This window comes from Pseudomonas canadensis, assembly GCF_030980095.1.
Classification (GTDB): domain Bacteria; phylum Pseudomonadota; class Gammaproteobacteria; order Pseudomonadales; family Pseudomonadaceae; genus Aquipseudomonas; species Aquipseudomonas canadensis.
Window position 1 is genome coordinate 3,732,972 of the sequence record NZ_CP133298.1, and the last position, 21,641, is coordinate 3,754,612.

General features: G+C 56.7%; 32 protein-coding genes. 12 read left to right on the top strand and 20 right to left on the bottom strand.

Translation table 11 applies throughout. The annotated features are described in order from the left end of the window. Window position 1 precedes the first annotated feature (1 nt). From RB216_RS17080 to RB216_RS17105, 6 genes are all read right to left on the bottom strand, one after another. On the bottom strand, window positions 2-1,114 hold the full coding sequence (locus tag RB216_RS17080) for a minor capsid protein (RefSeq protein WP_372514691.1): 1,113 nt from the start codon (window positions 1,112-1,114) through the stop codon (window positions 2-4). Beyond that, window positions 1,032-2,492, bottom strand: coding sequence for a DUF4055 domain-containing protein (locus tag RB216_RS17085; RefSeq protein ID WP_308907617.1), 1,461 nt, complete (start codon window positions 2,490-2,492; stop codon window positions 1,032-1,034). Before RB216_RS17085 ends, RB216_RS17080 begins: the two co-directional genes overlap by 83 nt. Next, on the bottom strand, window positions 2,492-3,982 hold the full coding sequence (locus RB216_RS17090) for a terminase (RefSeq protein WP_308907618.1): 1,491 nt from the start codon (window positions 3,980-3,982) through the stop codon (window positions 2,492-2,494). Before RB216_RS17090 ends, RB216_RS17085 begins: the two co-directional genes overlap by 1 nt. A 1-nt stretch (window position 3,983) precedes the next feature. Beyond that, window positions 3,984-4,499: a hypothetical protein gene (locus RB216_RS17095; RefSeq protein ID WP_308907619.1), complete on the bottom strand. Its 516-nt coding sequence runs from the start codon at window positions 4,497-4,499 to the stop codon at window positions 3,984-3,986. Window positions 4,500-4,781: 282 nt separating this feature from the next. Beyond that, complete coding sequence (locus RB216_RS17100; RefSeq protein ID WP_308907620.1) at window positions 4,782-5,027, bottom strand: hypothetical protein; 246 nt, start codon at window positions 5,025-5,027, stop codon at window positions 4,782-4,784. Further along, window positions 5,024-5,215 (bottom strand): hypothetical protein, encoded by a 192-nt coding sequence (locus tag RB216_RS17105; protein WP_308907621.1) that lies wholly within the window; start codon window positions 5,213-5,215, stop codon window positions 5,024-5,026. The genes RB216_RS17100 and RB216_RS17105 overlap by 4 nt, the downstream gene beginning before the upstream one ends. 82 nt (window positions 5,216-5,297) lie before the next feature. Between RB216_RS17105 and RB216_RS17110 the strand changes: the two genes are divergently transcribed. Beyond that, window positions 5,298-6,173, top strand: a complete 876-nt coding sequence (locus RB216_RS17110) for a hypothetical protein (protein ID WP_308907622.1) — start codon at window positions 5,298-5,300, stop codon at window positions 6,171-6,173. Between the two features lie 50 nt (window positions 6,174-6,223). Here the strand turns inward: RB216_RS17110 and RB216_RS17115 are convergent, their stop codons facing one another. From RB216_RS17115 to RB216_RS17175, 13 genes are all read right to left on the bottom strand, one after another. After that, the gene (locus tag RB216_RS17115) at window positions 6,224-6,568 is read right to left on the bottom strand and encodes a hypothetical protein (protein WP_308907623.1); all 345 of its coding nucleotides are present in this window, start codon (window positions 6,566-6,568) and stop codon (window positions 6,224-6,226) included. Continuing rightward, window positions 6,565-6,903, bottom strand: a complete 339-nt coding sequence (locus tag RB216_RS17120) for a hypothetical protein (RefSeq protein WP_048399001.1) — start codon at window positions 6,901-6,903, stop codon at window positions 6,565-6,567. Before RB216_RS17120 ends, RB216_RS17115 begins: the two co-directional genes overlap by 4 nt. Window positions 6,904-7,097: 194 nt before the next feature. Continuing rightward, window positions 7,098-7,424 (bottom strand): hypothetical protein, encoded by a 327-nt coding sequence (locus RB216_RS17125; RefSeq protein ID WP_308907624.1) that lies wholly within the window; start codon window positions 7,422-7,424, stop codon window positions 7,098-7,100. Between the two features lie 8 nt (window positions 7,425-7,432). Continuing rightward, entirely contained in the window at window positions 7,433-7,618 is a 186-nt protein-coding gene (locus tag RB216_RS17130; protein WP_081044268.1) for a zinc finger domain-containing protein, read from the bottom strand. A 79-nt stretch (window positions 7,619-7,697) separates the two neighbouring features. Next, window positions 7,698-8,210: an acyloxyacyl hydrolase gene (locus RB216_RS17135; protein WP_308907625.1), complete on the bottom strand. Its 513-nt coding sequence runs from the start codon at window positions 8,208-8,210 to the stop codon at window positions 7,698-7,700. A gap of 257 nt (window positions 8,211-8,467) precedes the next feature. Then, the gene (locus RB216_RS17140) at window positions 8,468-9,013 is read right to left on the bottom strand and encodes a hypothetical protein (RefSeq protein ID WP_308907626.1); all 546 of its coding nucleotides are present in this window, start codon (window positions 9,011-9,013) and stop codon (window positions 8,468-8,470) included. After that, a complete protein-coding gene (locus RB216_RS17145) occupies window positions 9,010-9,588 on the bottom strand; it encodes a recombination protein NinG (RefSeq protein WP_308907627.1) in 579 nt (192 codons plus the stop codon). Before RB216_RS17145 ends, RB216_RS17140 begins: the two co-directional genes overlap by 4 nt. Beyond that, entirely contained in the window at window positions 9,585-10,055 is a 471-nt protein-coding gene (locus tag RB216_RS17150) for a hypothetical protein (protein ID WP_034097502.1), read from the bottom strand. The genes RB216_RS17145 and RB216_RS17150 overlap by 4 nt, the downstream gene beginning before the upstream one ends. After that, entirely contained in the window at window positions 10,052-10,849 is a 798-nt protein-coding gene (locus tag RB216_RS17155) for a hypothetical protein (RefSeq protein WP_308907628.1), read from the bottom strand. The genes RB216_RS17150 and RB216_RS17155 overlap by 4 nt, the downstream gene beginning before the upstream one ends. Then, window positions 10,836-11,813: a phage replication protein gene (locus tag RB216_RS17160; RefSeq protein WP_308907629.1), complete on the bottom strand. Its 978-nt coding sequence runs from the start codon at window positions 11,811-11,813 to the stop codon at window positions 10,836-10,838. Before RB216_RS17160 ends, RB216_RS17155 begins: the two co-directional genes overlap by 14 nt. A gap of 1 nt (window position 11,814) precedes the next feature. Further along, the gene (locus RB216_RS17165) at window positions 11,815-12,663 is read right to left on the bottom strand and encodes a BRO-N domain-containing protein (RefSeq protein ID WP_308907630.1); all 849 of its coding nucleotides are present in this window, start codon (window positions 12,661-12,663) and stop codon (window positions 11,815-11,817) included. Between the two features lie 155 nt (window positions 12,664-12,818). Further along, entirely contained in the window at window positions 12,819-13,241 is a 423-nt protein-coding gene (locus tag RB216_RS17170) for a phage regulatory CII family protein (RefSeq protein WP_167655232.1), read from the bottom strand. 82 nt (window positions 13,242-13,323) lie between these two features. Beyond that, window positions 13,324-13,503, bottom strand: a complete 180-nt coding sequence (locus RB216_RS17175; protein ID WP_058415369.1) for a Cro/CI family transcriptional regulator — start codon at window positions 13,501-13,503, stop codon at window positions 13,324-13,326. 109 nt (window positions 13,504-13,612) lie between these two features. Here RB216_RS17175 and RB216_RS17180 point away from each other — a divergent pair, with 109 nt between their 5' ends. The 5 genes from RB216_RS17180 to RB216_RS17200 all read left to right on the top strand — a co-directional run bounded on the left by RB216_RS17180 (window position 13,613) and on the right by RB216_RS17200 (window position 16,774). Then, a complete protein-coding gene (locus tag RB216_RS17180) occupies window positions 13,613-14,269 on the top strand; it encodes a LexA family protein (protein WP_058419783.1) in 657 nt (218 codons plus the stop codon). 98 nt (window positions 14,270-14,367) lie between these two features. Next, window positions 14,368-15,204, top strand: a complete 837-nt coding sequence (locus tag RB216_RS17185; protein WP_308907631.1) for a GAF domain-containing protein — start codon at window positions 14,368-14,370, stop codon at window positions 15,202-15,204. Beyond that, a complete protein-coding gene (locus RB216_RS17190; protein ID WP_308907632.1) occupies window positions 15,201-15,671 on the top strand; it encodes a hypothetical protein in 471 nt (156 codons plus the stop codon). The genes RB216_RS17185 and RB216_RS17190 overlap by 4 nt, the downstream gene beginning before the upstream one ends. 114 nt (window positions 15,672-15,785) lie before the next feature. Beyond that, the gene (locus RB216_RS17195; protein WP_308907633.1) at window positions 15,786-16,361 is read left to right on the top strand and encodes a hypothetical protein; all 576 of its coding nucleotides are present in this window, start codon (window positions 15,786-15,788) and stop codon (window positions 16,359-16,361) included. A gap of 161 nt (window positions 16,362-16,522) precedes the next feature. Next, window positions 16,523-16,774: a DUF1654 domain-containing protein gene (locus RB216_RS17200; protein WP_308907634.1), complete on the top strand. Its 252-nt coding sequence runs from the start codon at window positions 16,523-16,525 to the stop codon at window positions 16,772-16,774. A 427-nt stretch (window positions 16,775-17,201) separates the two neighbouring features. Here RB216_RS17200 and RB216_RS17205 read toward each other — a convergent pair whose 3' ends face one another. Then, window positions 17,202-17,834 (bottom strand): hypothetical protein, encoded by a 633-nt coding sequence (locus RB216_RS17205; protein WP_308907635.1) that lies wholly within the window; start codon window positions 17,832-17,834, stop codon window positions 17,202-17,204. A gap of 219 nt (window positions 17,835-18,053) precedes the next feature. On the opposite strand from RB216_RS17205, the gene RB216_RS17210 reads away from it, so the two are divergent. From RB216_RS17210 to RB216_RS17235, 6 genes are read left to right on the top strand one after another with little or no spacing between them, the layout of a single operon-like run. Further along, window positions 18,054-18,320, top strand: coding sequence for a hypothetical protein (locus RB216_RS17210; protein ID WP_372514692.1), 267 nt, complete (start codon window positions 18,054-18,056; stop codon window positions 18,318-18,320). Continuing rightward, on the top strand, window positions 18,298-18,528 hold the full coding sequence (locus tag RB216_RS17215) for a hypothetical protein (protein WP_058419777.1): 231 nt from the start codon (window positions 18,298-18,300) through the stop codon (window positions 18,526-18,528). The genes RB216_RS17210 and RB216_RS17215 overlap by 23 nt, the downstream gene beginning before the upstream one ends. After that, window positions 18,525-18,752, top strand: a complete 228-nt coding sequence (locus RB216_RS17220) for a hypothetical protein (RefSeq protein WP_308907636.1) — start codon at window positions 18,525-18,527, stop codon at window positions 18,750-18,752. The genes RB216_RS17215 and RB216_RS17220 overlap by 4 nt, the downstream gene beginning before the upstream one ends. Before the next feature lie 56 nt (window positions 18,753-18,808). Next, entirely contained in the window at window positions 18,809-19,936 is a 1,128-nt protein-coding gene (locus RB216_RS17225; RefSeq protein ID WP_308907637.1) for a hypothetical protein, read from the top strand. A gap of 53 nt (window positions 19,937-19,989) precedes the next feature. Next, window positions 19,990-20,979 carry a RecT family recombinase gene (locus tag RB216_RS17230; RefSeq protein ID WP_308907638.1) on the top strand — a complete coding sequence of 330 codons (990 nt, stop codon included), beginning with the start codon at window positions 19,990-19,992 and terminating at the stop codon, window positions 20,977-20,979. Beyond that, on the top strand, window positions 20,979-21,641 hold the full coding sequence (locus RB216_RS17235; RefSeq protein ID WP_308907639.1) for a lambda exonuclease family protein: 663 nt from the start codon (window positions 20,979-20,981) through the stop codon (window positions 21,639-21,641). The genes RB216_RS17230 and RB216_RS17235 overlap by 1 nt, the downstream gene beginning before the upstream one ends.

The following is a 21,641-nucleotide window of genomic DNA, read 5'->3' on the forward strand; positions in this document are numbered from 1 at the left end:
CTCAACCTGGTGGAGCGCCGAGTGTAACGCCTGCTCGGGTGAACATGTCAGGCTCTGCTTCCTTCAGCTGCGCCAGCGTCAGTGGCTTGAATGACTTGTCGAGCTGCAGCTTTGCGAACTTCTCCGGCGTCAGCCCGCCATCACGGAACAACTTGCCTCTGACCGGCCCAAGGGCGTGATCTTGAAAGCTCGCCGGCTGTGTCGCCAACCACTCGTAATAGTTCAGGCCTGCGTCGACCTGAGCCCCACCGTTGTCGCCCACCGACGCGCGCGTGGCGTCCTTGGCGAACATCTCTGAAAGCCTGGTGGTTGGCACCGTGGTTGACCGGCAGTTGATGTGCGCCGGCGGCAGCGGGCCTTTGCCCAAGTCGAAGCGCATGCCGTCCAGGCCCTTGCATTGCTGCGAGGTCTTGCGGTCGAGCGTTGACACCCAGCTGTAGCCCAACACCACGTCACTGTTCGCCTTAAGGGTCTGCATTCGCGCCGTGGTGGCCACATGCTGGATTGCCGTCTGCACCACGGCGGCAGCGTTACGGTTGCTCACCGCCAGGATGCCGTCCGTAAAGTTCTGCGCCGCAGTGCCGCGAATCGCCTGGATGATCTGGGCGTTGGTCTGGCCCTGGCCGAAGCCGAGCCGGATAGTGTTCGTGACGCGCATCGTCTCGGTTCGCGTCCAGCCGCTGACGAAGCTCTTCAGCAGCTTGCCGCCGTCGATGCCCTTCACCTGCAGCGGATAGGAGAACACTGCCGCGCGGATCACCGTGTTTGTCGGCACCACCGCGTCTAAGGAGAGTGCATTGCTCAGGCTTTTGGCCTCAAAGCTCGACTCATACAGCGCGATATCGACCAGATCAGCCTGCACCAGGTCACCGTAGGCCTTGTAGATCTCCAGCAGCTTGCCGTCCACCCGGGCCAGGAACTGTTCAAGGCGGTCCCGGCTATAGGTGGTCAGCTCCTTGCGGGTGAGTTGCTCCCGCACCAGCTTGTCGATCTGGCGCAGGTACTTCTCGAACTTCTTGACCTCGCCGGCCTTAAGCCGCTCCAGCATTACCGAGTGGCGGGTCGTCTGCTCCAGCAGTTGGCTGTCCGCCTGCACCAGGTTTGTCGATGGCATCGTCTTTGTCCAAGTTGATCCCGGCCGACTCGCGCTCGTCGCTGATCAGGTCGGCTTCGTCTTCATATGGGCGGTCCGGCAGCTTGCCGGTGGTGAGGTACTGCCAGTAGGTGTCGGCGCTGATCGTGCCGGCCATCACACCCTTGAGCAGCTCGGCGAGCACCTGCGCGTCGACCACTGGGGTCACGAACTCAGGGTTCACCTTGAACTTAACCTGCTTGGGGTCGTAGCCCTTCCACTCAGCGGCGTACCGCAGCCCCTGCTCTACCGCCTCCGCCACCGTGATGACGATGCTGTGCAGCGTGGCGTGCTGATCGTTCTGGCGTGTTTTGCGCGCCTCGCCCGACTCGGTACCGGCGACGTCCATAACTTTGGCACCGGCCTCAAGCGCGGCGTTCTTCTGGTCGTCCATCGCCTTGCGCACGGCTTCGATACCTGCGCCCTGGAATTCCAAGTAGCCGCATTCGCCGTTCGGGCCCAGGTCCCATGCCGCAGATGGGCCGGTGACGCTCAGCTCTACAGCCTCATCCAGCCCGGAAACCCAAGGTTGCGGGTGACTGGTCTGATGCAGCGACGTGAAGTAGTCAGCGCTCAACTGGTACGACTTCAGCGCGGCGCGCGCCATGGTCAGCAGTGGAACCTCATCAACTTCGGGTGAGTTGTCGGTCGAGCCGCAGTAGATCACCGGCAAATACGCCAGGCCTTTGACCAGGCGGTTGTCGGTACCGGTTGTTCCAAGCGGCTTTTCGCCCTCGACCAGCTCACCACCTTCATTCCGCACGGCGGTGTAGCAGACCTCGTTGAGCATGAAGAACTCACGGAACACCGTATCGCAGTCATGGCTGTACCGGTCACCGCCCTTTTTGCGGAATTCCCGGAACACCGAAAGTACCAGGTCCTGCCGACCGCCTTGATCAGCCGTGTCCCAGTTGATGGCGTTGCGCGTGGCGTACGTCGAGAAATACGGCTCGCCGCTCTCGTCTATGTTCACCACCAGCGGCACCCGACCATGGGAGATCGCCTGGCGCACCATGCGGAAGAACAACTGCTTCAGGCCGAAGCCGTCGGCTGTGGCGTTGTCCTCCAGCCCTTTCAGGCCGCTGGGCAGCTCTATCTCCGGGATCAGCCGAGAAACCAGGCCCATCATTGAGCGCAGTGAGTCCCGCACCCAGTGCTCATACTGAGCGCGGGCCGTGTAATTCTCGTAGAGGTACTTGTTGCCGCCGGCGTCGAGCTTTTCCGCTTCAACCATGCCGCTCGGCTTTGGCAGATTGCGCTCATTGCGCTTCACGGCGCACTCACCCTCGAGCGCGTCGTCCATCATCTCCCACTCGGCGATGTGCGCGTCGTAGTCGGGGTTTGTCGATTGCACTGGCATCAGGCCAAGCCTCCAATTCGGCGTGTTCCGCCTGTGCGTTTGCGCCGGCCCATCGAGACGGCGAAGTAGCGGAAGGCGTCCGCGCCGTGCGATGACCAGTCGTGAAGTGGTTTGTCTTTCCAGCAGCCCCGCTTGTCGTCCCACTCCTTTCGGTAGTTCTCCAGACAGGAAATACCCAGCTCGCACTTGGACTCATCGAAGGCACAGGCCGGAAGGATCTCCCGAACCTGCTCAATGCCTTCGTCGATGCCGAGCTTTGGAACAACACTGAACTTGAGGCTGTATTTTTGCCCGTCGACCTCGTAGCCCTCCCGGGCCAGTTCGCGCCGGGTCTTGCCGTCGCTACCGAATTCGCGGTTGTCGATATCGTGCGGGCCCCAGTGATCGCCGTACGTGTACTTGCGATCCTTGAGCACCTTCATGTAATGCCGCAGGCCTTCGCCGCTGTTCTCATAGAAATCGATGACGTGGTATTCCTCGCCGACGATCCGAACGAACCAGATGGCCGTAGAGTCGCCAACGCCGATATCCCATATCGTGTGCACCGGCAGATGACTGTTGTCCGATAGCGGGCCGATCCTCTGCGCGCCATACAGCTTGGTGAACTGCTTGGCGTAGTACGCGCCCTCGATCGACTGCTGGAAGGCTTCCGCCGGCAGTGACGGGTATTCCCGTTTCATGTCGTCGCCGAGCGTCTTCTCCTTGGCCGCATACCAAGCGCGCTGGCCTGGGTTGGTGTCGATGCCATGCTTGGCGAACAACTCACTGAAGTAGTCGGTAAGGCGCTGCGGGATGACCACATCTGTCGGGTCAAGCCAGTAGGCCTTGTTCTTCCACCAGCTGAAGAAGAAAAACTTCCAATCCAGCAGGCCCAGGGCCACGCCAGACAGTTGCTGCTTCTCAGCGCTCTGCGAGTAGTCGAAGAAGTAGCCCGCCCGGCCCTCCGCCGTCGATTCAATCGTGACGAAGCAATCGGTGGCGACAGCCTCGAAGGCGCCGGTGACGATCTCGCGGGCCTTGTGCGGAAACTTGGCGCAGATCTTCCCGAACTCGGACACGTGCAGGTAGCGCAGCGTGCCGCCCCGGAAGGACGTGCTGACGTAGAGCGAGCCGCCCTTACTGAACACCAGCTCACCAGCAGCATCGTTACTCGCCGGGTTGGCAGCGCGTATTTCAGCAGGCAGGTTGTCGTAGGCATATTTGACCTTCTCCCGGAACAGGCGCTTGGCGTCGTTCAGGGTGTGGGCGATCAGGGCGCACTTGGCTGACTCGAATAGTGCCGCGTCGAGCTGGATAATGCAGCACTCAGTAGTGAAGCCAAGCTGCCGAGCCTTAAGGATGATGTTCCGGGTGTGCATCCCGTCGAAGTATTCGATCTGCTCGTCCGTCATCCGGAAGCGGACCTTCTTGCCCTGCTTGTCCGTGATGAAGTAGAGGTTGTTCAACCGCCAGCGCTTGTCCCGGAGCAGCTTCAAGTGCTCGGGCTTCATGTCAGGCATCCTTCGATAGATCGTCCATCAGTGCAGCCAGGTCGCTGACTGTTTTGTCACCGGTCTCAGTGTCGAGGTTGTAGGCCTGGCGCTCACCCTTGATAACCTTGAGCTGGGCATCGACACCGGCGTTCAGGGAGCGGGCAAAGTCGCCGGCGTTGTCTGAGGTCACATTCATATCTGCCAGCGCGTCACTGAGCTTGTCGGCGATACTGCGCCACTGAGCCAAACCGACTCGGTGTGCGAGGATCACTGCAGCAGCCTGGTCGGATGCCTCTTCGATGATTTCCGCATCGGTAACCACTTTCGACTGGTTACCTTTACTGGTTACCGCCGTGGTTACCTTCTGCTTGGTTGCCGCTCGAACCTGATCAGTCAGGTCGCGCTTCCAATCTTCTTTCTTTGCTCGCTTCAGGATGGTCGCGTGGTTTACACCATGCGTCTCACCTATGGCACGAACCGAAAGCAACCCGGCCCGGTAGGCACGTTCGATTGCCTCCCAGTCGGGTTGCTTCATGTGATTTCCTCTGTTGGCCTGCCCGATCTAGGCTCTGTCGAACTTAAGCCCTATTTTTTGACTTCTTTAACATTGACAGCTTGAACGTCCTCGACTTCACGCTGGCCCCATCATCCCACTCGCACATAGCTCGGGGCGCCGGGTCCACTCGGTAGTCCGGCGCCATCTCCACGATCCGCATTGGGTAATCAACGCCTGCGACCTCAACCCAATCACCAACCTTAAGCTCCATCACATCAACCCCTCCGTTATATTTCAGGATTGAAGGTAGCGGTGCCGATTTCAGCTTTCAAGTAGAACGTCGATCAGCTTCTGCTCACCAAGGCGCATCGCACCCAGGCATTGCAGGTCGTCACACTTGGGGCCGAGGCCGAACACGGTCACCTCTCCCTTTGCGCCGATCAGCGTCAAGGCGCCTACTGTGCACTCGGGATGCTCCCCAGCATCGAGGTCATCGGCGATCTTGCGCAGGGTCTTTGCGGCGTCGCGCCAGTCTTCTCGCTTGAACTCAAGAACCTTGACGGTCATACGGTCACCATTTGGTGTGTCTGTGCGTGTGCATGGCCGTGAAGCAGGCTCACGATCAGTCCTTGAGGAAGGCCGGCAGCTTTGGCAGCGCCCACAGCATCGGCAATAGCCTTGTCGAGAGCGACTATCGCAACGTTGATGTCTGGGCTCATTGGCAGCACGCGCCGCAGGCGGGTGACGTTGTTCATGTCTGCCCCTCTGTAATGAAACTCTGCACCAATTGGAAACCTCACCGTAACTCCGACTCATACTGGAGTGACGGTCAAGCAGGTGAACTACCCCACCCTGATTGAATCCTTTACAGTAATGGAGACTCGAACAACTGCAATCACGGAAGAAACGCCTTTGAAACTTCGTCTTTTAGTCCTACTTTCCAGCATCGCTCTGTGTGCTGAGATGCAGGCTGCACCATCCCCCGAAGCCGAAGCTGTCTTTGAACACGCAATGCTTTTAGCTGATGAAATACAGCAACGAGCTAATCAGCTGATTGAAAAAGAACAGCAGGGCAAAACTGACAAGCTCACACTGAGCCAATCAATACAGGAGGCAACGAAAGGACTTGAGACCTATGAGGACGAGCTGCGTAAAGCTAGCGCCGGAGGGCACGGCGTAGCGACTTTCATGTTGGCGAATATGCAAGAGAGTAAAGCGGCAACCTTTCTAAATGGCTATAAGGCTATGCATGTAGAGGCCTGCGCGCTTTACCAGAGCGCTGCGGATCAAGGCTTGGTTGCCGGAGCGATAATGCTGTTGCGTGACTGTGACGAGGCGTTCCTGCGATTCAAGTTCGATGACCCCGAGCTTCTTCGCAAGTATGGCCAGCTAGCCAATGCTCTAGAGCGACCAGATCCGTACTCTGACCGTTATCCATTGCCGGCGATACGCTCGTACTGCTTCAAAGATTCACTGAAAACGGAAGCCAACCGTGAACTACCCTTGACCACTATGAGGGACTTCTTCGAACCTGTTTCTCTGAGCCTGGAAAAGTTTCGCGCCGACGGGTATTACCTGTTGGCTCTTAAGGGCGATTTCGCGAACCCGACAGTTCAGGGCTATTTCAAGCAGTCGCAGACGATAGCACCTGACTGCCTAGACCCTTCCAATCTCAAGTCACTTTTCGAAAACATAGAGAGAAAAAGCCACTGACTTCAGCCATCTTTCGACACGACATGGCGCATTCGAAAACGTGGCGCGAATTACTTGTCCCTGCGCTCTATCCCACCTGGCGCGTTGTCACAGTGCAGGCAGTGCTCGCAGCTCAGCGTCCGGCATAGCCAGACCTTCACCCGCTGCCAGTAAGTGACCATGAAGATGTGGCGGGCACCGGCCAGGGCCAGGGCGACATGCAGCGTCAGGCCGGCGCTGGTCGGGCCGAAGAAGATGTTCTGGCTGCGTGCCATGACGACAAAACCGCTGATGGCGATCGTCGAGTAGATCAGCTTGCCGAGGATGCCGTCCCTCACCTTCCAGCTCAGTACGCACCAGGTCGCCCAGGCGGCGATCAGGCCGCAGGCGATGGAATTGATCAGTTCAAGATTCATGGTGGATTGCCTCCCCCGAACCGCTGGCGGATAAGCGCCCAGAGGTCAGCGGATTTGATGGCTCGATTGATGGCCGCCAGGAGCGAGCCGCCGAAGGCACCCAGCAGGAAGCCGATACCGGCGACGATCTTCGGCTCGGTCACACCCAAGTAGGTGCTGACCATGCTCGTCAGGTAGATCGAGCAGGCCATGCCGGTGATGAGGAAGATCATCCACGCACGCCAGTCGTTCAGGTCTTCCTTGTGCCACCAGCTAGCGATCACCGCCCCAACGAGGCCCGCAATCAACAATTCGAACCTGTCGATCTTGTCGAGCAGGCGCTGTAGATACTCCATGCGCTCGACTCCGTGGGGCATGTTTGAATAGGTCAGCCCCAGCAGCACTCCCAGCTCGGGGCTATGGGTGTGGCGGGGCTGAAAACGAAAAAGCCCCGCACGGTGGCGAGGCCTTAAATGGGTGCGCGACCTGAGCCGCGCTGTATATCTTGAAAGCCCCGCACTGTCACAGGGCTCCCTCCTTTGGGCGTTACTTACGCAACGGTGCCGTCAGCGTTGAGGTAGTCAAAGGTAACGTTAATGACCTGGTTGTAAGTGTTAGCCAACTTGATATAGACACCCAGACCAGCTGGAACCAAGAAAGGCTCGGTGCGCCCAGTCGTAGAGAACGCAATGACTTTGCTTGTATCGTAATTATCGACTGGTGGCGTTGCACTAAGAACCACAGTGCCACCACTCAGAGACAACGTACGCAAAATCAAACCATGAGCATTTTGCTCTGGGCCAACAAGCTTATACGGGCCAAACATGCCGTTAACGCTGGTGCTTACGAAAGTCTTGCCGATTGTTTGAATATCCATTTTTTCACCTATTGAGTCGAATGATTTGTCGCGGAGGATTCCGCTTTCATGTCGCTCAAAGGCGATTGCTCGAGGCTCGTGGCCTTCACATGATTCAACGTCCCGCATCGGGAACATTTGATCTGGAGCTCTGTAAACCCACCCGTTCGGGCGAGAAGTCTTTTGCAGTTACCGCATCTGAATTCTTTCAACATCTGCAAATTCCTTTTGCTGAATCGCCCTTTCCATGGGCAATAAAAAACCCAGCGCGATGGCTGGGTTTCTGTGTGCTATTTAGATCGAATGGCTGTAGAAAAGCGCGTAAGACTCAATGCCGTCGTTTGGCTGTTTGATGCCCGCATTTGAATAGTGAGTAGCGCGGATTCCGACTCGCTGCGTATCGCCGAATTTCAAGCCTGCGCCGATCCGATCTTCAAAGTTGAAGGAGGATCCAAATTTTTGATCGCCAGCGGTCGTGCCCGAAAACATCGCAACACCGACACCAGCTTCGATGAATGGCTTGATTTCGCCCTGTCCAAACTCGTAAACGAAAACTGGCGAGAAGGAAACAGAATGACGGGCACCTGCTTCTTTGCCCGATTCCCAATACGTGTAACCCAGATCCCAATAACCTGTCAGTTTGCCTGTCGAACTTTGCAACCAGGTCTTATCCCAACCAAAACCCAGCGCCGCTCGGGCAGTCAAGCCACTCTGACTAGTCGCACCGATAGCTCCAGATATTTCAGCAGCCTGCACACTCAGGGTTGTAAAGGAAAGCACGAGTGCAGCGAGTACTATTTTCTTCATTTTATGACCAATTAGTATTGAAAAATCAGGTAATTACGGATTTTGGAGACCCTCAGAGGATGGTCGCTTCCAAAACGTTCAATAATTTTTCAACCAGTCATTTTTCACATACATTTTGGCCGAATGCACCTATACGCATTAATTTGAAAATATTACAGGCAATAAAAAACCCGACACGGTGGCCGGGCTTTCCATTCAATCCTACAAACGCAGGAATGACAGGATGAATATATATTGGCTCACTGGATCATTTGGTGTCAAGCGGCTTGTGTATCGATGAGATCGTCTGTGTCCAGTAGCGTTTGAGCGCAAACCAGAGCCTCGTCCACTTCTCGATTGAGGACTTTGCGAATGTCGCGCCGCCACCGCTCCTGGGTTTTGATCGGATGCGGCTCATCCGACCAGTTGTCCATCTCATACCAGCCGGCCGGCAGCACGTTGGTGGAGCGCTTACCGTCCACTCCAGGAAGCATGGGCAGTGCCCAGGTCACCACGGCGCAGTGCACGAATCGCGATGGTGCCGGTGACCGTACAGATCGGGTCAGCTCAGAAATGGCTGCATGCTTGCGCTCAACATGCGTCGAGTACTTCGCCACCAGGGCCCGCCAGTGCGCCGGGGTCAGCGCCTTGTGCAGCCGTCCGAACACCCAGCAATCCTGCAGAAACATAGCCTCCTTGCCGACGATCTCCCCCTTCTGCTTGGCGCACTGCACCTTCGGCTCAAAGTCGCAGCCACCGGCCGAACTGATGGTCTCAGCCGCAAGAGCTCGAACTACTGCTGAAACAACGTTGCGATAGGTCATGCGGCTTCCCCTTTTTTCAGCTCTCTGGTCTTTGCCCGGTATTCGGCCTTGATAGCCTGCAACTGCTCGATGGTGTAGCGCTGAGGCTCATGAGGCCCTTCCAGCCAATCCACTTTGTCGGCGCCGATGCGTTTCACCAGCTCCAAACGGTAATTCACGATGTCGCCCGACTTGTGGTTGTTGCACGGTGCACACTGGCGCCACACATTGAGCGGTTCGAAGCGAAGCTCAGGGTTGCCGCCGACGGTGCGGTAGTGCCCGGCGTGCCATTGGCCGTTGTGGTGCCGTCCACAGCTCACGCACGGCAGGCCGATATCCCGCTCGCGAATCCAGGCATTGAAGGCGGTCTGCGCCTCTTTCATGTGCTGGGCGCGCGACTTGATCTTCACCTTCGCCGCGCGCAGCTCCTTGCGGCCAATATCGGCAAGCGACTTACGCGCTTTGGCCTGGTTCACATCCTTGATGGCCAGGCCGCACTTCGGGCTGCATACAGCCTGGCCCAGGCGCTGCGGCGGGAAGCTGATGCCGCATGCCGGGTTCTTGCACTTCTTCGGTTTGGGTTGCTTGGCGATCATGCAGCCTCCTTGCTGAGTAGATCAGTGAAAACCACACCTTGGCCGGTGAAATAGGCGGCGATGCGGTCGGTGTAATTGATGCCCTGGGCGCGATTGAACAGGCTGGTCACTGGGAAACCGTCGGGGCCGAACAGATGGCACTCGCCCATCATGGCCAGCTTCGTTTCATAGGGCAGATGGCGCATGACCCGGTACCACTCGGCCTGGAACCCTGCGTCCTCGTTCAACAATATCTGCACGCCAAAGTGCAGCTTGCAGTAGCGTCGAGCGTCCGCCGCATCGCCGATCTGGGTCATTTCGGCGATTCGCTTGTACATCCCGAACCACAGCCGGTTCTGGTCGAGGGTGCGGTCCTTGCCCGGGCGCAGGGAGACCACCACAAACTTTTTGTCCCGGTACATGGTGGTCAAGCATGTGATCGCCTCGGTGAGCTTGGCCTGACAGTTAACGCTGATCTTGTCGGTCATTGCGCCGCCCTCTTCTCTTCCAGTTCCTGCGCCTGCTTGATCAGCAGGGCCCGGCGATCAGCCAACTCATTGGCCGCTGCAATCCGGATCTCATCCTTTCGCTCATCGCTGGCTTTCCGCATTTCCAGCATCGAGCTCTTCAAGACCTCCAGTTTTTGGCGAAGCACGGGCTCTGCCCGGGTGACGGCACCAGAGAGCAGACCTGCAATGGCACGACCATCCTCGGTGATCGGCTCAACGCTAAGGTCTGCCAGGCACTTCTGGGCGTGTTCGTGGGGAATGCGCTTCAGCTCCATTGCCTTGGTCACAGCCTGGATGCGGCGGTTGGCGTCGAAGCCCACTGACACATGCCAGTTGACTGGTTTCGCATCCTCGCGGGCCTGGCCCACGAACCGCTGGTAGGCGTCGATGAAGGCCATGCGCGCGCCGATTTTGTCGCCGCCATCCAAGATGGGTTTCGCAGCGGCCAGGGCCAGCTGGATTTCGTCCGTCAGGACAACGGTTTCGTACTCGTCGTTGGTGGTCATGGCGATTGCCCATGCCTCGTCCTTCCCAGGGCGGCCGTCGGAGGTCTGGACACGCTGCAGGATGTCGGCCATTGCCAGCTTGCCCTTCACTTCGAAGCGGCACGCCTTCAGCGCCGCCTTGACGACGGGCACCGGGTAGGCACAGAGGTCTTCAGCCATCATCGCGGCTGTGCCAGGGTTCATTTCCTGGCCCATGGCCTCGGCGGTTGCGCAGATGGCAGCGGCCAGCCCGGCTACCTGCTGGTCATTCATTTCAAAGGTATTCATTGCGGTCACCTGCTTGGCGTTTGGCCAAAACCATCTGGGCGGCCTGCTCCGCTGCGGAATGGTTCGCTTCTGTCCGTTCCATCTGGCGGGCGGTTGTGCCGTTGACGCGCTGTCCTGTCACCCACTGGGTGTGATAGCTCTCAGCGTTGGCCAGCAGCTCGTTGAGGCTGTGGCACTTGCGCAGCACAGCGGCGTCACTGGTTTTCAGGAAATGGGCGGCAACATGGTGAGCGACATCGGCGCCGAGGCGGTCAACCAGTTGGCCGAGTTGGCCGCCGACCTTGGCATTCCACACCGGCCAGGCGCTGTAGCGTTTGCGGTAAGCCATGGCGTAGTTCGCCCAGACCTTGAAGGTTTTGCAGGTCTGGTCTTTGGGGCCAGGCATGTCGGCGGGGATCTCGACCCGTGGGGTGTCGGTGCGATCAACAACCAGCACCAAGCCGCGGGACTGAGCCGGCTTGCCGGTGGCGTCCTGCAAGTCCTGACTGGTGTCCTGATTGGTACCCTGATGATTGGTATCCTGATTTGTCGGAGATTTTTCCGACCCTTGCTCGGATTTTTTTCCGACCTTGCTCGGAGATTTATCCGAGGTAGATCGGATTTTTTTCCGACCCTTGTTGTTTGGTGGGGTCGGATATTTTTCCGACCCGTCCAGTTTCTGGTTCCACTCGACGGCCTTCTCCGTGAGGCGGAAAAGCGTAATGTTCGAAGTGCTGGAAAGCTCAATCAAACCGGCCTCCTCCAGGGCCTTCAGCATGCGGTAAGCGGTGTCCGGCTTATCAGTGAGTAGCGGCAGCTCCTCGATAATCTTGGCCTTGCTCAGCGCAAAGAAGATCCCGTCATCGGTCTTGATTGGCTTGGTCCAGCTCGGGCAGCCGTAGACGAAAGCGAACAGCAGGGCCTGCTGAGAATTCAGCCCCCACTCCAGCGCCTTCACCTGGTTAATCGTGACGGTGTATTGCATGTCAGGCCTTCCCAACCTTAGCGGCCAATTCAAGGAAGCGATCCACGTACCAGTGAGGCTGCGTCTCGCGGGGGCATTGAGGGCTGGTGAGGTTCTTGCCGTAGGCCATGCCCTTCTCGGTCACAGACCAGAAGTCCACCATTTCCTGCTTGGAGTTTTTGCGCTGGAGGACCTTGAGGAAGCCGTGAGCCTCCAATGCAAGGTTGAAGGCGCGAGCCGTGCTGGCGATGCCGCGATCTTTGATCAAGGCGGTAATTGCCTTGGTGGGCATCGAAGAGCCGCCAGCGGCATCTGGCGCGGCGTCCACGGCGTAGCCTGGGAGGAACTTGGCGTCCAGGCCGTTGTTGGCGGCGATCTTGGCCAGCATCAGCATCTTGCTGGAGTTGGCAGGCTTTAACAGGCGGTCGAAGCATTCCAAGATGGCGAGCTCGCCGACGATCTTGGAGTTGTTCGGGCCTTGAGCAGAAAAGGTGCCGGTCTTGCGAATGCTCGGCAGAACCTGGCCCACCACCCACTCTTCGAATTTCTCGGCGGCCGGCAGCTTCGACTTCATCACCAGTCGGTACAGGTCGCGCTCAGGAATGATTGTCATGAAGCCACCCCCCTGTTTCGGGGTAGTGGTCGCAGCCTTGCAATGACGGGCTACGGCGTTCTCTGGCTTGGAGTAGCCCAGTGCGTCAGCGACATCGCGCGCGACAAACCACGGATCGCCGAGCTTGTCGGTGATGACCCGGATTGCGGCGCCGTCGAAGTCGAACGGAATCACTGAGGAATCGCGCGCCACGTTTTCGGATTGCGAAGAACGTGGCGCGAGATTGGTAGTGCTATTGATATTTGGCGGGGGTTGCATATAATCGGCCTCACAAAGTGTTATCGAATTAGCCGACCTCGACCGTCGGCTTTTTTGTGCCTGTTTTTTTGTTCAGCTCTTCCTCTTAATAGTGGGAAGGCACTGCCCCAAACCTGGCGTGTCGGTAAAAGAAAAGATTCCGCATGCGAAATCTTTCAGGCGGCCTTAACCGACGCATCCATCACGTCGAGGCTCTGCCGTACGTGATGGATCTCCTGGCGGATCAGGCTCTTTTCAAAAGTGCTGACGTGGTTGTCGTCCAACGCTTCGTGCACCGCGATCGTCAGGTCTGCAACTTCCTTCCCTACGTTAATCAGCGATTTGGTGAGCGCTTGCGGCTCTGGTGCCGACTTCGATACCAGGTCAAAGCCGAACTCATTGGCCAGGGCCTGCAATGGGCGCATATCTCCGGTGTGCAGCAAGATCCCGAACAGATGCTCCACGGTCAGGTGGTGAGCCTCGTTGTCCGGATTCGCGCGCTGGAGCAGGCCAACGTGTGGAACACCCATCTTTGCAGCCAGATTCTTGGGCTCGTTGCCCTTCACTGCTGCCTGGCATGCATCCAAAAAGTCTTCCATTCGTAAAACCTCAAATTTGTTTCCGTGGCGCTCTGCCGATGCAGAAGCGATCATTTGCTCAATGGATCGGCGGACATGGATTTCAGGCGGCCTGGGCCTTCTTTGCTGCCTTGAACTTGCCCTTGGAAAGAACCTGAATCTGGTACTGCCGGGATTCGGGAATGGTTTCCCCCCACATGGTCACTGCGCTCGGGCGGATGCCCAGGGCCAGTGCCAGCTTTGTCTTGCTGCCGAAGAATTCGGCGACTTCATGCGTATTCATTGCGCATCCTCGTTCGACTCTGACGCAATTTCAGCATGCTTAAGTTATAGAGTCAACGACGTTTTCTGCCTACTGCATGCTTAAATTCAGTTAACTTAATATTGAGTCCATGGAAAGACACGAACGTATTGCCCGAGCCATACAGCTCAGCGGGAAAAAGAAGGGCGAGATTGCAGCGCTATGTGGTGTTGCAAACTCTGCCGTCACTCAATGGATCACTGGTGAGAGCAAAAGCCTCCGGCCGGAGAATCTTTACGCCCTGGCGAAAGCGACCGGCTTCCGGGCTGAGTGGCTTGCTATTGGTGAAGGTGAAGAGCGTGAGGTTTCAGAGTCAAACGTCTCCCCTGCCGCCCAGCCCACCAAATCATTCCGCTACCCGGTAGTGAGCTGGGTTGCTGCCGGCGCCTGGGCGGAAGCAGTGGAGCCCTACCCGGCTGGAATCTCGGACACCTACGAGTTTTCGGAGTATGACTCCAAAGGACCGGCGTTCTGGCTGACAGTCAAAGGTGACTCGATGACGGCGCCCGCCGGCCAGAGCATCACCGAGGGCACGCTGATCTTAGTGGACACTGAGGCTGAGGTCGCACCAGGTAAGCTGGTCGTGGCCAAGCTGCCGGACAGCAATGAGGCGACATTCAAGAAGCTGGTCAGTGACGGCGGACGGCTGTTCCTGAAACCGCTGAATCCGAGCTACCCCATCGAGGCGGTCGATGAGAACTGCAGGATCGTCGGAGTAGTTGTACAAGCCCTACAAAAATTTTACTGAACGCTATTTTTATCTGCTAATTAGAGAAATGTGAAACATTAAAAATAGAGCTAGCTTAATTAGCCCAACCACACAACAACCAAAATACGAAGCCATTAATGAAAAGCTTTAGTCAGGGACGCAAAAAAGCGTACGAAGTTTGCGAATACATTTATTTAGCAGGAACTGGAGCCGCTGGTTTATTAGGATGGATAAACGGACTCGATAGCAAGGCTAGATGGCTAGCTACCAGGCCCATCTTATGGAGCGCTATTGAATATATTCAAGAGCGCTCTGTTTATTTGTACATAATAATCGCACTGATGGTTTGCTTTAGCTTTTTCTATAGACGCTTTGGTGATCCTTGGGCTCTAGAAAAAATTCAATTCATTTTGGACGAGTATCAGGGAAAGGTTTTTGCGGCAAATAATGCTCCGAAAGATCATGACCGCGTAACAATATTTAAGCACCAGAAGAACTGCTTGCTTGCGAGACACTGGTCGGCTTCGAAATGGTATATGCCTTGGGGCGATAGGCCTGCATTTTCTAATTACCTTGTGCCATATCTTCGATCTGGACACATGTCGAAAAAAAGCAGTGCGATTTTTTACGCCCCTGATGGCAGTGATAAGGCTGAAGGTGTGGCGGCCATGGCATGGGCCAGAAAGCAGTCTGTCGTCGTGAACGACCTTCCAGAGATACGGTCTACTACCTCGAAGAGAGATATCGACAAGTATTCAAAGGCGACCAAATGTGATAAAGGTCTCCTTGAGAGGTATCAGAAGGAAGGAAGGCAGCCTCCTCGATCGATAGCTGCTATTCCTATAGAGAGAAAGGGAGAGCTGTGGGGAGTGGTGGTGCTCGATAGCAGATCGCCGTTAGGCGTTACGAATCATTCGGTGGAGAACTACACGCTCACTGTTGCTTTAATTGGTCATCTTTTGGAGAAGGCATGATGGATATCGAAACTAAGGAATGGTCCTCGGTATCGGCAAAAGCGCTAAATAAGCCGGTTACTAAAGACCGCAATGGGGTAAAAATTCATTTTATGCTATCCCCATCTGACGTGCCAGCGGCTTGGAGGTCGTTACGTGTCTCGTCGCCAGGACATCCTGACAAATTCATTATTGAATTTAAGTATCTCAGCGCTCAAGAGCCTACGAAAATCGAGGATCAGGGCAATGGGGTATCTTTTGAAGTTGGAAAAAAGAGCAAGAAAATTTACAAGATCATTCTCGACTCTAGCGACTTGTGCATGGATCGCTCCGAGGTCCAAGTAGAAATCAAAATGGGCGTAGTTGCTCAGCATGCTCTGGAAAGAACAGCAAAATCTAATGATGTTAACTCTGGAAATTTAGATGCGATAACTAGATTTCTTCAGCCAGCAGCTAAGCTTTTTAATGGACTTCATCACAGCTACTAGTATTGAGAGATCCTGAATTATGAGCCCGCTTCTTGCGGGCTTTTATTTGCATGGATTTTGGATTGCGCAGAAGTCAAAGTTATACTTCCGCTGTTGATTTGATAGGGTTAAAAAATGAAGGGAATTGGAACGTTTGCATTAATTGTCGGCGTCTGCTGGCTGATCTTCGCGCTGAGCATGGATGTGTCCGTGCCTACTGGCGCCGGCGGCCGGGTGAACAACCTGGGCCTCATGGCAGACCGCCAGGTGCACACGATTGTCGGCGGAGTGATTGCGCTCGCCGGCCTGCTCATGGTTTTGCTGGGCGGCAAAAGCACACCTGCTGCCGCCCATGCAGAGAAAGACACGCGCCCCTGCCCTATGTGTGCCGAGAGCATCAAGACTGCTGCGGTCAAGTGCAAGCACTGCGGCGAAGATGTAGAACCGGTGGCCGCTCCAAGACTGAAAAACGGATGGGTCGCCTCCACGGCGTGTCGTGACCAAGAAGAACAGCAGCGAACCATAGAAGCCATTGCAAGCACCGGTCTTCCGGTTGTTTCAATGATCGGCCTGGCGGTGGGGGCCGGTCCATTTGAAACGAAGGAGGAAGCCAAGCAGGCTCTGGCCACTATGCGCAACGGCCCCAGGCTATCCAGCGAAATCGTCTACAGGGACTCAGTGAGCGGCAAGTACCCACCGATTACCGACTGAAGCGCGCAGGCCAAGGGAGCCCGCCACGCGCGGGCTTTTTCATGCCCGCCAGAAATCACACTGAAAAATATGCATTTGTGCATGAAACTTTTGTTGCCCTATTGCCAAGATATGTCAGTGCAAATACTGTGTATGCATACAGCATTCGCAAGGAGCGAGGCATGAACCAGGCACCATACCCCACACCCAAACCGAGAAATTCCTACGAGCTTGTGGGCCGCCGCCTTCAAGGCTTGATCGCCTCTCCAAGGGTCCAGAGGATTCAGCTGGTCGAGGTTTCCAGGCGCGACGACGAAAGCCCTGAAGCCTGGCACCAGGTCATCCAAGATATCGGCGACACCGCCGGGATCAGGATTGAGCATTTGGATGACGGCGCCGTCAGGATCGGCTGGCGCGAATACTGCGATTCCTAAATGAGCCCGCCAGTGAGCGGGCTTTTTTATTGCTCTCGAATTTCAGCATTCTGAGTTTATTTATTCAGCATACTTGACACCTTAATTTCAGCTTGCTTAAATTCAACTCAAGCCAGCAGCGAACACCGCCGGCCAGCAGCGAAAGCCGCGACGTTCTTTAGCGACACCTGTTGCCGGATCACCACCGGCCCAGATTCAAAGGCAGCGATGAACCGGCCTAAACGGTTCAGAGGGTTGGCAACTGACCCGGGCGTGCAGCGTAAAGCGCCAAGAACAGTTATCCAGCGGGAGAACAAGCCGAAAGGCCCGCGGCTGGAGTGACATTTGATTCAGGCCGGCGACTGACGCCAGTAGCGAGAAGCCGGCCAACAGAAGATTTCACGTCAGCGCCTGAATCAGGCGCTTTCGGAAGCCAACTGCAGAGCAGCTACCGGCGCTTCCCTAAACCAGGGGCGCCACCATTAACAATGCGGACCCAGCCGACGGGGCTTGATCGTTCTGGCGCAGAAGGGAGATAAGTTTCGTTGATGTCCTTCGAGCATGCCGGACAAAGGCTTGGAGGCCTTTCCCAGTCAGCATGAATCGAAAAGTTTGAATTACAGCGCCAGCAGGTCTTTCGAGTCCACCTTGATTCAGCCTCCTTTGTAGAAGGTTTCGTGCGCTTTGATGGCTGGACTTTTTTCTGCTTTTTGGTGGCGCTGGCCTCTTTCGCCTGTTTTATCGCGTCCTTTGAAGCCTTGCGACTAAGTTTTTTACTGCTGCGGTCCCGGGCCATCTCCCGAAGTTCGAAGATCCTGTTCAGCAGTGCGAATTCTCTTCTGAGCTGCAACGTCACCCTATCCAACTCGTGATCAGGTCTGGCTGCATTAGCTGGCTCAGGCGTTTCGTCTTGCGAAAATTGCTTTTGAATATCGTCGCGCTTCTTGGCTCCGACACCGGCAAAGAACCGTTCTGATTCCTCGCTGAAGCCTCGTCCAGCGACATGAGCATCTGCGACGGCATCCGAGTCAGGAGCCCCCTTTAACGACCGCTGATGCTTCTTGTGGATCTTAGCGTCCATATGGAAAAGCCCGTTCCCTGGCTGCATCGCGAAATTTGCAATTGCTCGAGATTACCAGCGGCAAAGCGCTACCACCAGACCAGGCCGTCGCCAGTAGCGGGCCTGGGCACCCTTCCCCACCTCTATTACGTCAGCACTCCTCCCCCGCGCCCATCGGCAACCAGCGGGAGGAATGAGTGTTGACGAATACAGGTGAACAACACGCCTCTGGAGGCGACCATGATCCAAAGTCAGCACGCTTACTGCGACGTAGCGCTCGCAATAAACCAGCGCCGCAACATGGCTCTAGCCATTTGCCTTGGGCTGGTCGGCTCCAGCGCGCCAAAAACCTCGCCGGTCTACCGGGTCATCCCGGCAGGCAATGAGTTCTTCCACGTCGTCGATTCCACCACTGGCAAGGTGAAAGGGTTTCGCCGCAACCACAACGAAGCCTGCGCCCTCGCCCGGAGCCTGGAGACTCGCCATGCCAACCAGCTACGCGGATAGCGCCCAGGCCAGGGAATCCGACAGGCGCTGGGACTTGCCCAACTTTGGGAAGACGAACCACATAGACCTGTTCCACGAATACACGGCGGATGAGCTGGCGGAGCGCGATGCCCAGCGCCTCAGAGAGCGGGCCAGCCTCAAGCTGCGCATCGGTGCCGTCATGGCTCAGATGGAGCTTATCTGCCCGCCAGTAGGAGGTTCCGAATGAACGTCGCACAGCGAGATCATCAGAACGCTGTGAACTGGATTGAGGGCGAGATCGACAACATGATTCGCGACCTGGGCAAGGCCAATGCCAGCGCGGCGGCAACATCATGCGTCACCTTGGCCTTCATGCTGCAGGTTATCGACGACAGCGAACATCGCTACTTCCGGGCGCGCATCGACAAGATTTACGCCGACTACAACGCCTCTATCGTTTCCGCCGCTTAACGGCACCACCCCACCACAACACTTCAATGCTGCGCCAGGCGCGGCGAGGGATCGTCATGTCCACCAATCCTAAAAAAGCACCCGCACAAGAATCGCTCGAAATGAGCGAAGCCGAAGATGCGCAAAAGGCCGTATCCCCTACGGTGGCGGTTACCGACATCGCTGAATATCGGCCGCACGAAGAACAAATCGTTCGTTTGGAAACAACCTACGCGAAGCTGGTCGTGGACTGCTCAACGAGTGAGGGCCTGGCAAATGCGAAAGAAGTACGCGTCGATATCCGCGACGTGCGCTATGCCCTTGCAAACACCACCAAGACGGCGTTGGTGCCATACCAGCAAAAGGTTAAAGAAGCCCAGGCACGCGTCAACGAAGTCAAAGAGTTCGGCGAAGCGCTAAAGGCTCGCGTCCTTGTGCTGGAAGAGCCTATCGACGAAGCCATCAAGGCTGAAGAGAAACGCGTCGCCGATGCCAAGGCAGAGCGCGAGCGCATTGAGCGCGAACGCGTCGAAGGCATTCAAAGCAAGGTGACTCACTTCCGCAACGTCGTCCCGGCGTATGCAGCTCGTGCTGCCGCAGACATCGCGCCAATGCTGGAGCGCGTCAAGGCATCGGTGATCCTGTTTGACGAATACGGCGAGTTCGAAGCCGAAGCCACCATCGCCAGAGACAACGCGATTGAACAGCTGGAAACGCTGCACAAGGCCGCGCTTGAGCGTGAGGTTGCAGCTCAGAAGCTCCTTGATCAGCAGAAGGAACTCGACGACCTGCGCGCCAAGCAGAAGATCGCCGACGACGAAGCGCAGCGACTTCGGGAAGAACGCGCCGAGGAAGACCGTCTGCGGTTGAAGAAGCAGCAGGACGAGTTGGACCAGCAGCGCCGCGACATGGAAGCACAACAACGCCAGCAGCGAGAACGTGACGCGCAGTATCAGCGTGACCAGGAAGAGCTGGCCCGTCTGCGCGCCCAAGCTGCCGCGCCGGCCCCGGTCATTGCTACGGCTCCTGCCTCGATCGAAGCGAAGGCCGAGGTCGTACCAGTCAACTCACAGGCGACAAGCGCTGAACAGGACGATATGACTACGACCGCGCCAGCAGTTGACGACATTGTCGAGGTTGTCGCCCTGGGCTTTGACGTCGACCTCGAAACTGCTCGCGCCTGGCTTCGTGCCATCCGCTTCTAACCACCCTTTCCATCTCACAGCCAGCAAATCTCATGCTGGCTACGGAGGGCGCTATGACCGATACAGATCCCCAAGCACAGACAGGCCTCGCCACGTACCACGATCCGTCGCACAACGCGGCAGCGCTCATCCTTGACCCAGGAACCATGCGGTCGATGAGTGACCTAGCAATGATGATGTCGAAGGGAGTGACCACCGTCCCGAAACACCTCAAAAGTAACCAGGCCGACTGCATGGCGGTGGTGCTTCAAGCCATGCAATGGCAAATGAATCCCTTCGCCGTGGCGCAGAAGACATTCATCGTCAACGGCGGCGCATTGAGCTACGAGGCGCAGCTCGTCAACGCAGTGATTACGGCCAAGGCGCCAGTCAAAGGCAGGCTAAACTTTGAATGGTTCGGTGCATGGGAAAACGTCATCGGGAAAATGCGTGAGGTCACCAGCAAAACCAAGAAAGACGAGGACACTGGTGAATTCAAAAAATACCGCGTTCCGGCCTGGAGCTTTGAGGACGAAAAAGGGCTCGGCATTAAGGTTTGGGCTACCTTCCGGGGAGAAGACGAGCCGCGCACCTTGGAACTACTTTTGACTCAAGTCCGCACCCGCAACTCTACGCTTTGGGCGGAAGACCCCAAGCAGCAAATCGCGTACCTAGTTACAAAAAAATGGGCGCGCCTCTTCTGCCCTGACGTAATCCTTGGCGTTTACACCCCCGACGAATTTGAAGATTCGTATGGTGGCGAGTTCGACATCACCCCCGCCAAACAGACCGCGAACACCGCAGCAGCTGCCGGTGTGTCATTTGGCCCGAAATCCCCGTCGCCAGAAATCGACGGTGTATTCGCGGACCTGCTGTCCGTTGCGAAGCGCCAGGACATCGACGCCTACGCAGCAGCCTGGGCAGGCCTCAAGCCGAAGCAGCGCGCAGCAATCGGTCTAGAGTGCCATGAAGCACTCAAGAGCATGGCGGCGACCGTCGATGCTGACTTCACAGACATGACCAGCACCAGCGGCGACCAGCACCACAAAGAGGAGGCGGCGTAGTGAGAACTGAGCTTCAGGGCACAGAGAAGTGGCATGCGGATCGATCTGGCCGTGTGACAGCCAGCCGCTTCAAAGATGTGATGGCCTGGGGGAAACCTGACAAAAGTGGCAAACGCGAGCCCATGGGCGCCCGTACCTCGTACATGCGTGAGCTTTGCTTTGAGCGGCTGGCAAAGAAGTCCAAGCACAACGTCAGTAGCGCGTCTATTAAGTGGGGTCACACCGAGGAGCAAAAAGCCCAGGACGCCTACGAGATGCTAACCGGCAACATCGTCCTGCCCTCGGAGTTCATCGTTCACCCCAAGTACGACTGGTTGGGCTGCTCACCCGACGGCCTCATCAACGATGACGGGGGCACCGAATCGAAGTGCCCTTTCAACGAAGCGATACACGTCAGGACCTGGCTTGAAGGCATGCCCGAGGAACACATGCCGCAAGTCCAAGGCTGCATGTTCGTGACGGGCCGTAAATGGTGGGACTTTCTGTCATTCGATTCTCGCCAGGACGAAGAGTGCCAGCTCTACATCGAGACGATCTACCGCGACGAAGACTACATTGCCAACCTTCATAAAGAGCTGGTCCAGTTCAACCTGGAACTGAATCGCATGGTTGACGAGGTGGCAGACAAAGCCCGGGCGCAAGTCCATCGTTTAGGAGCCTGA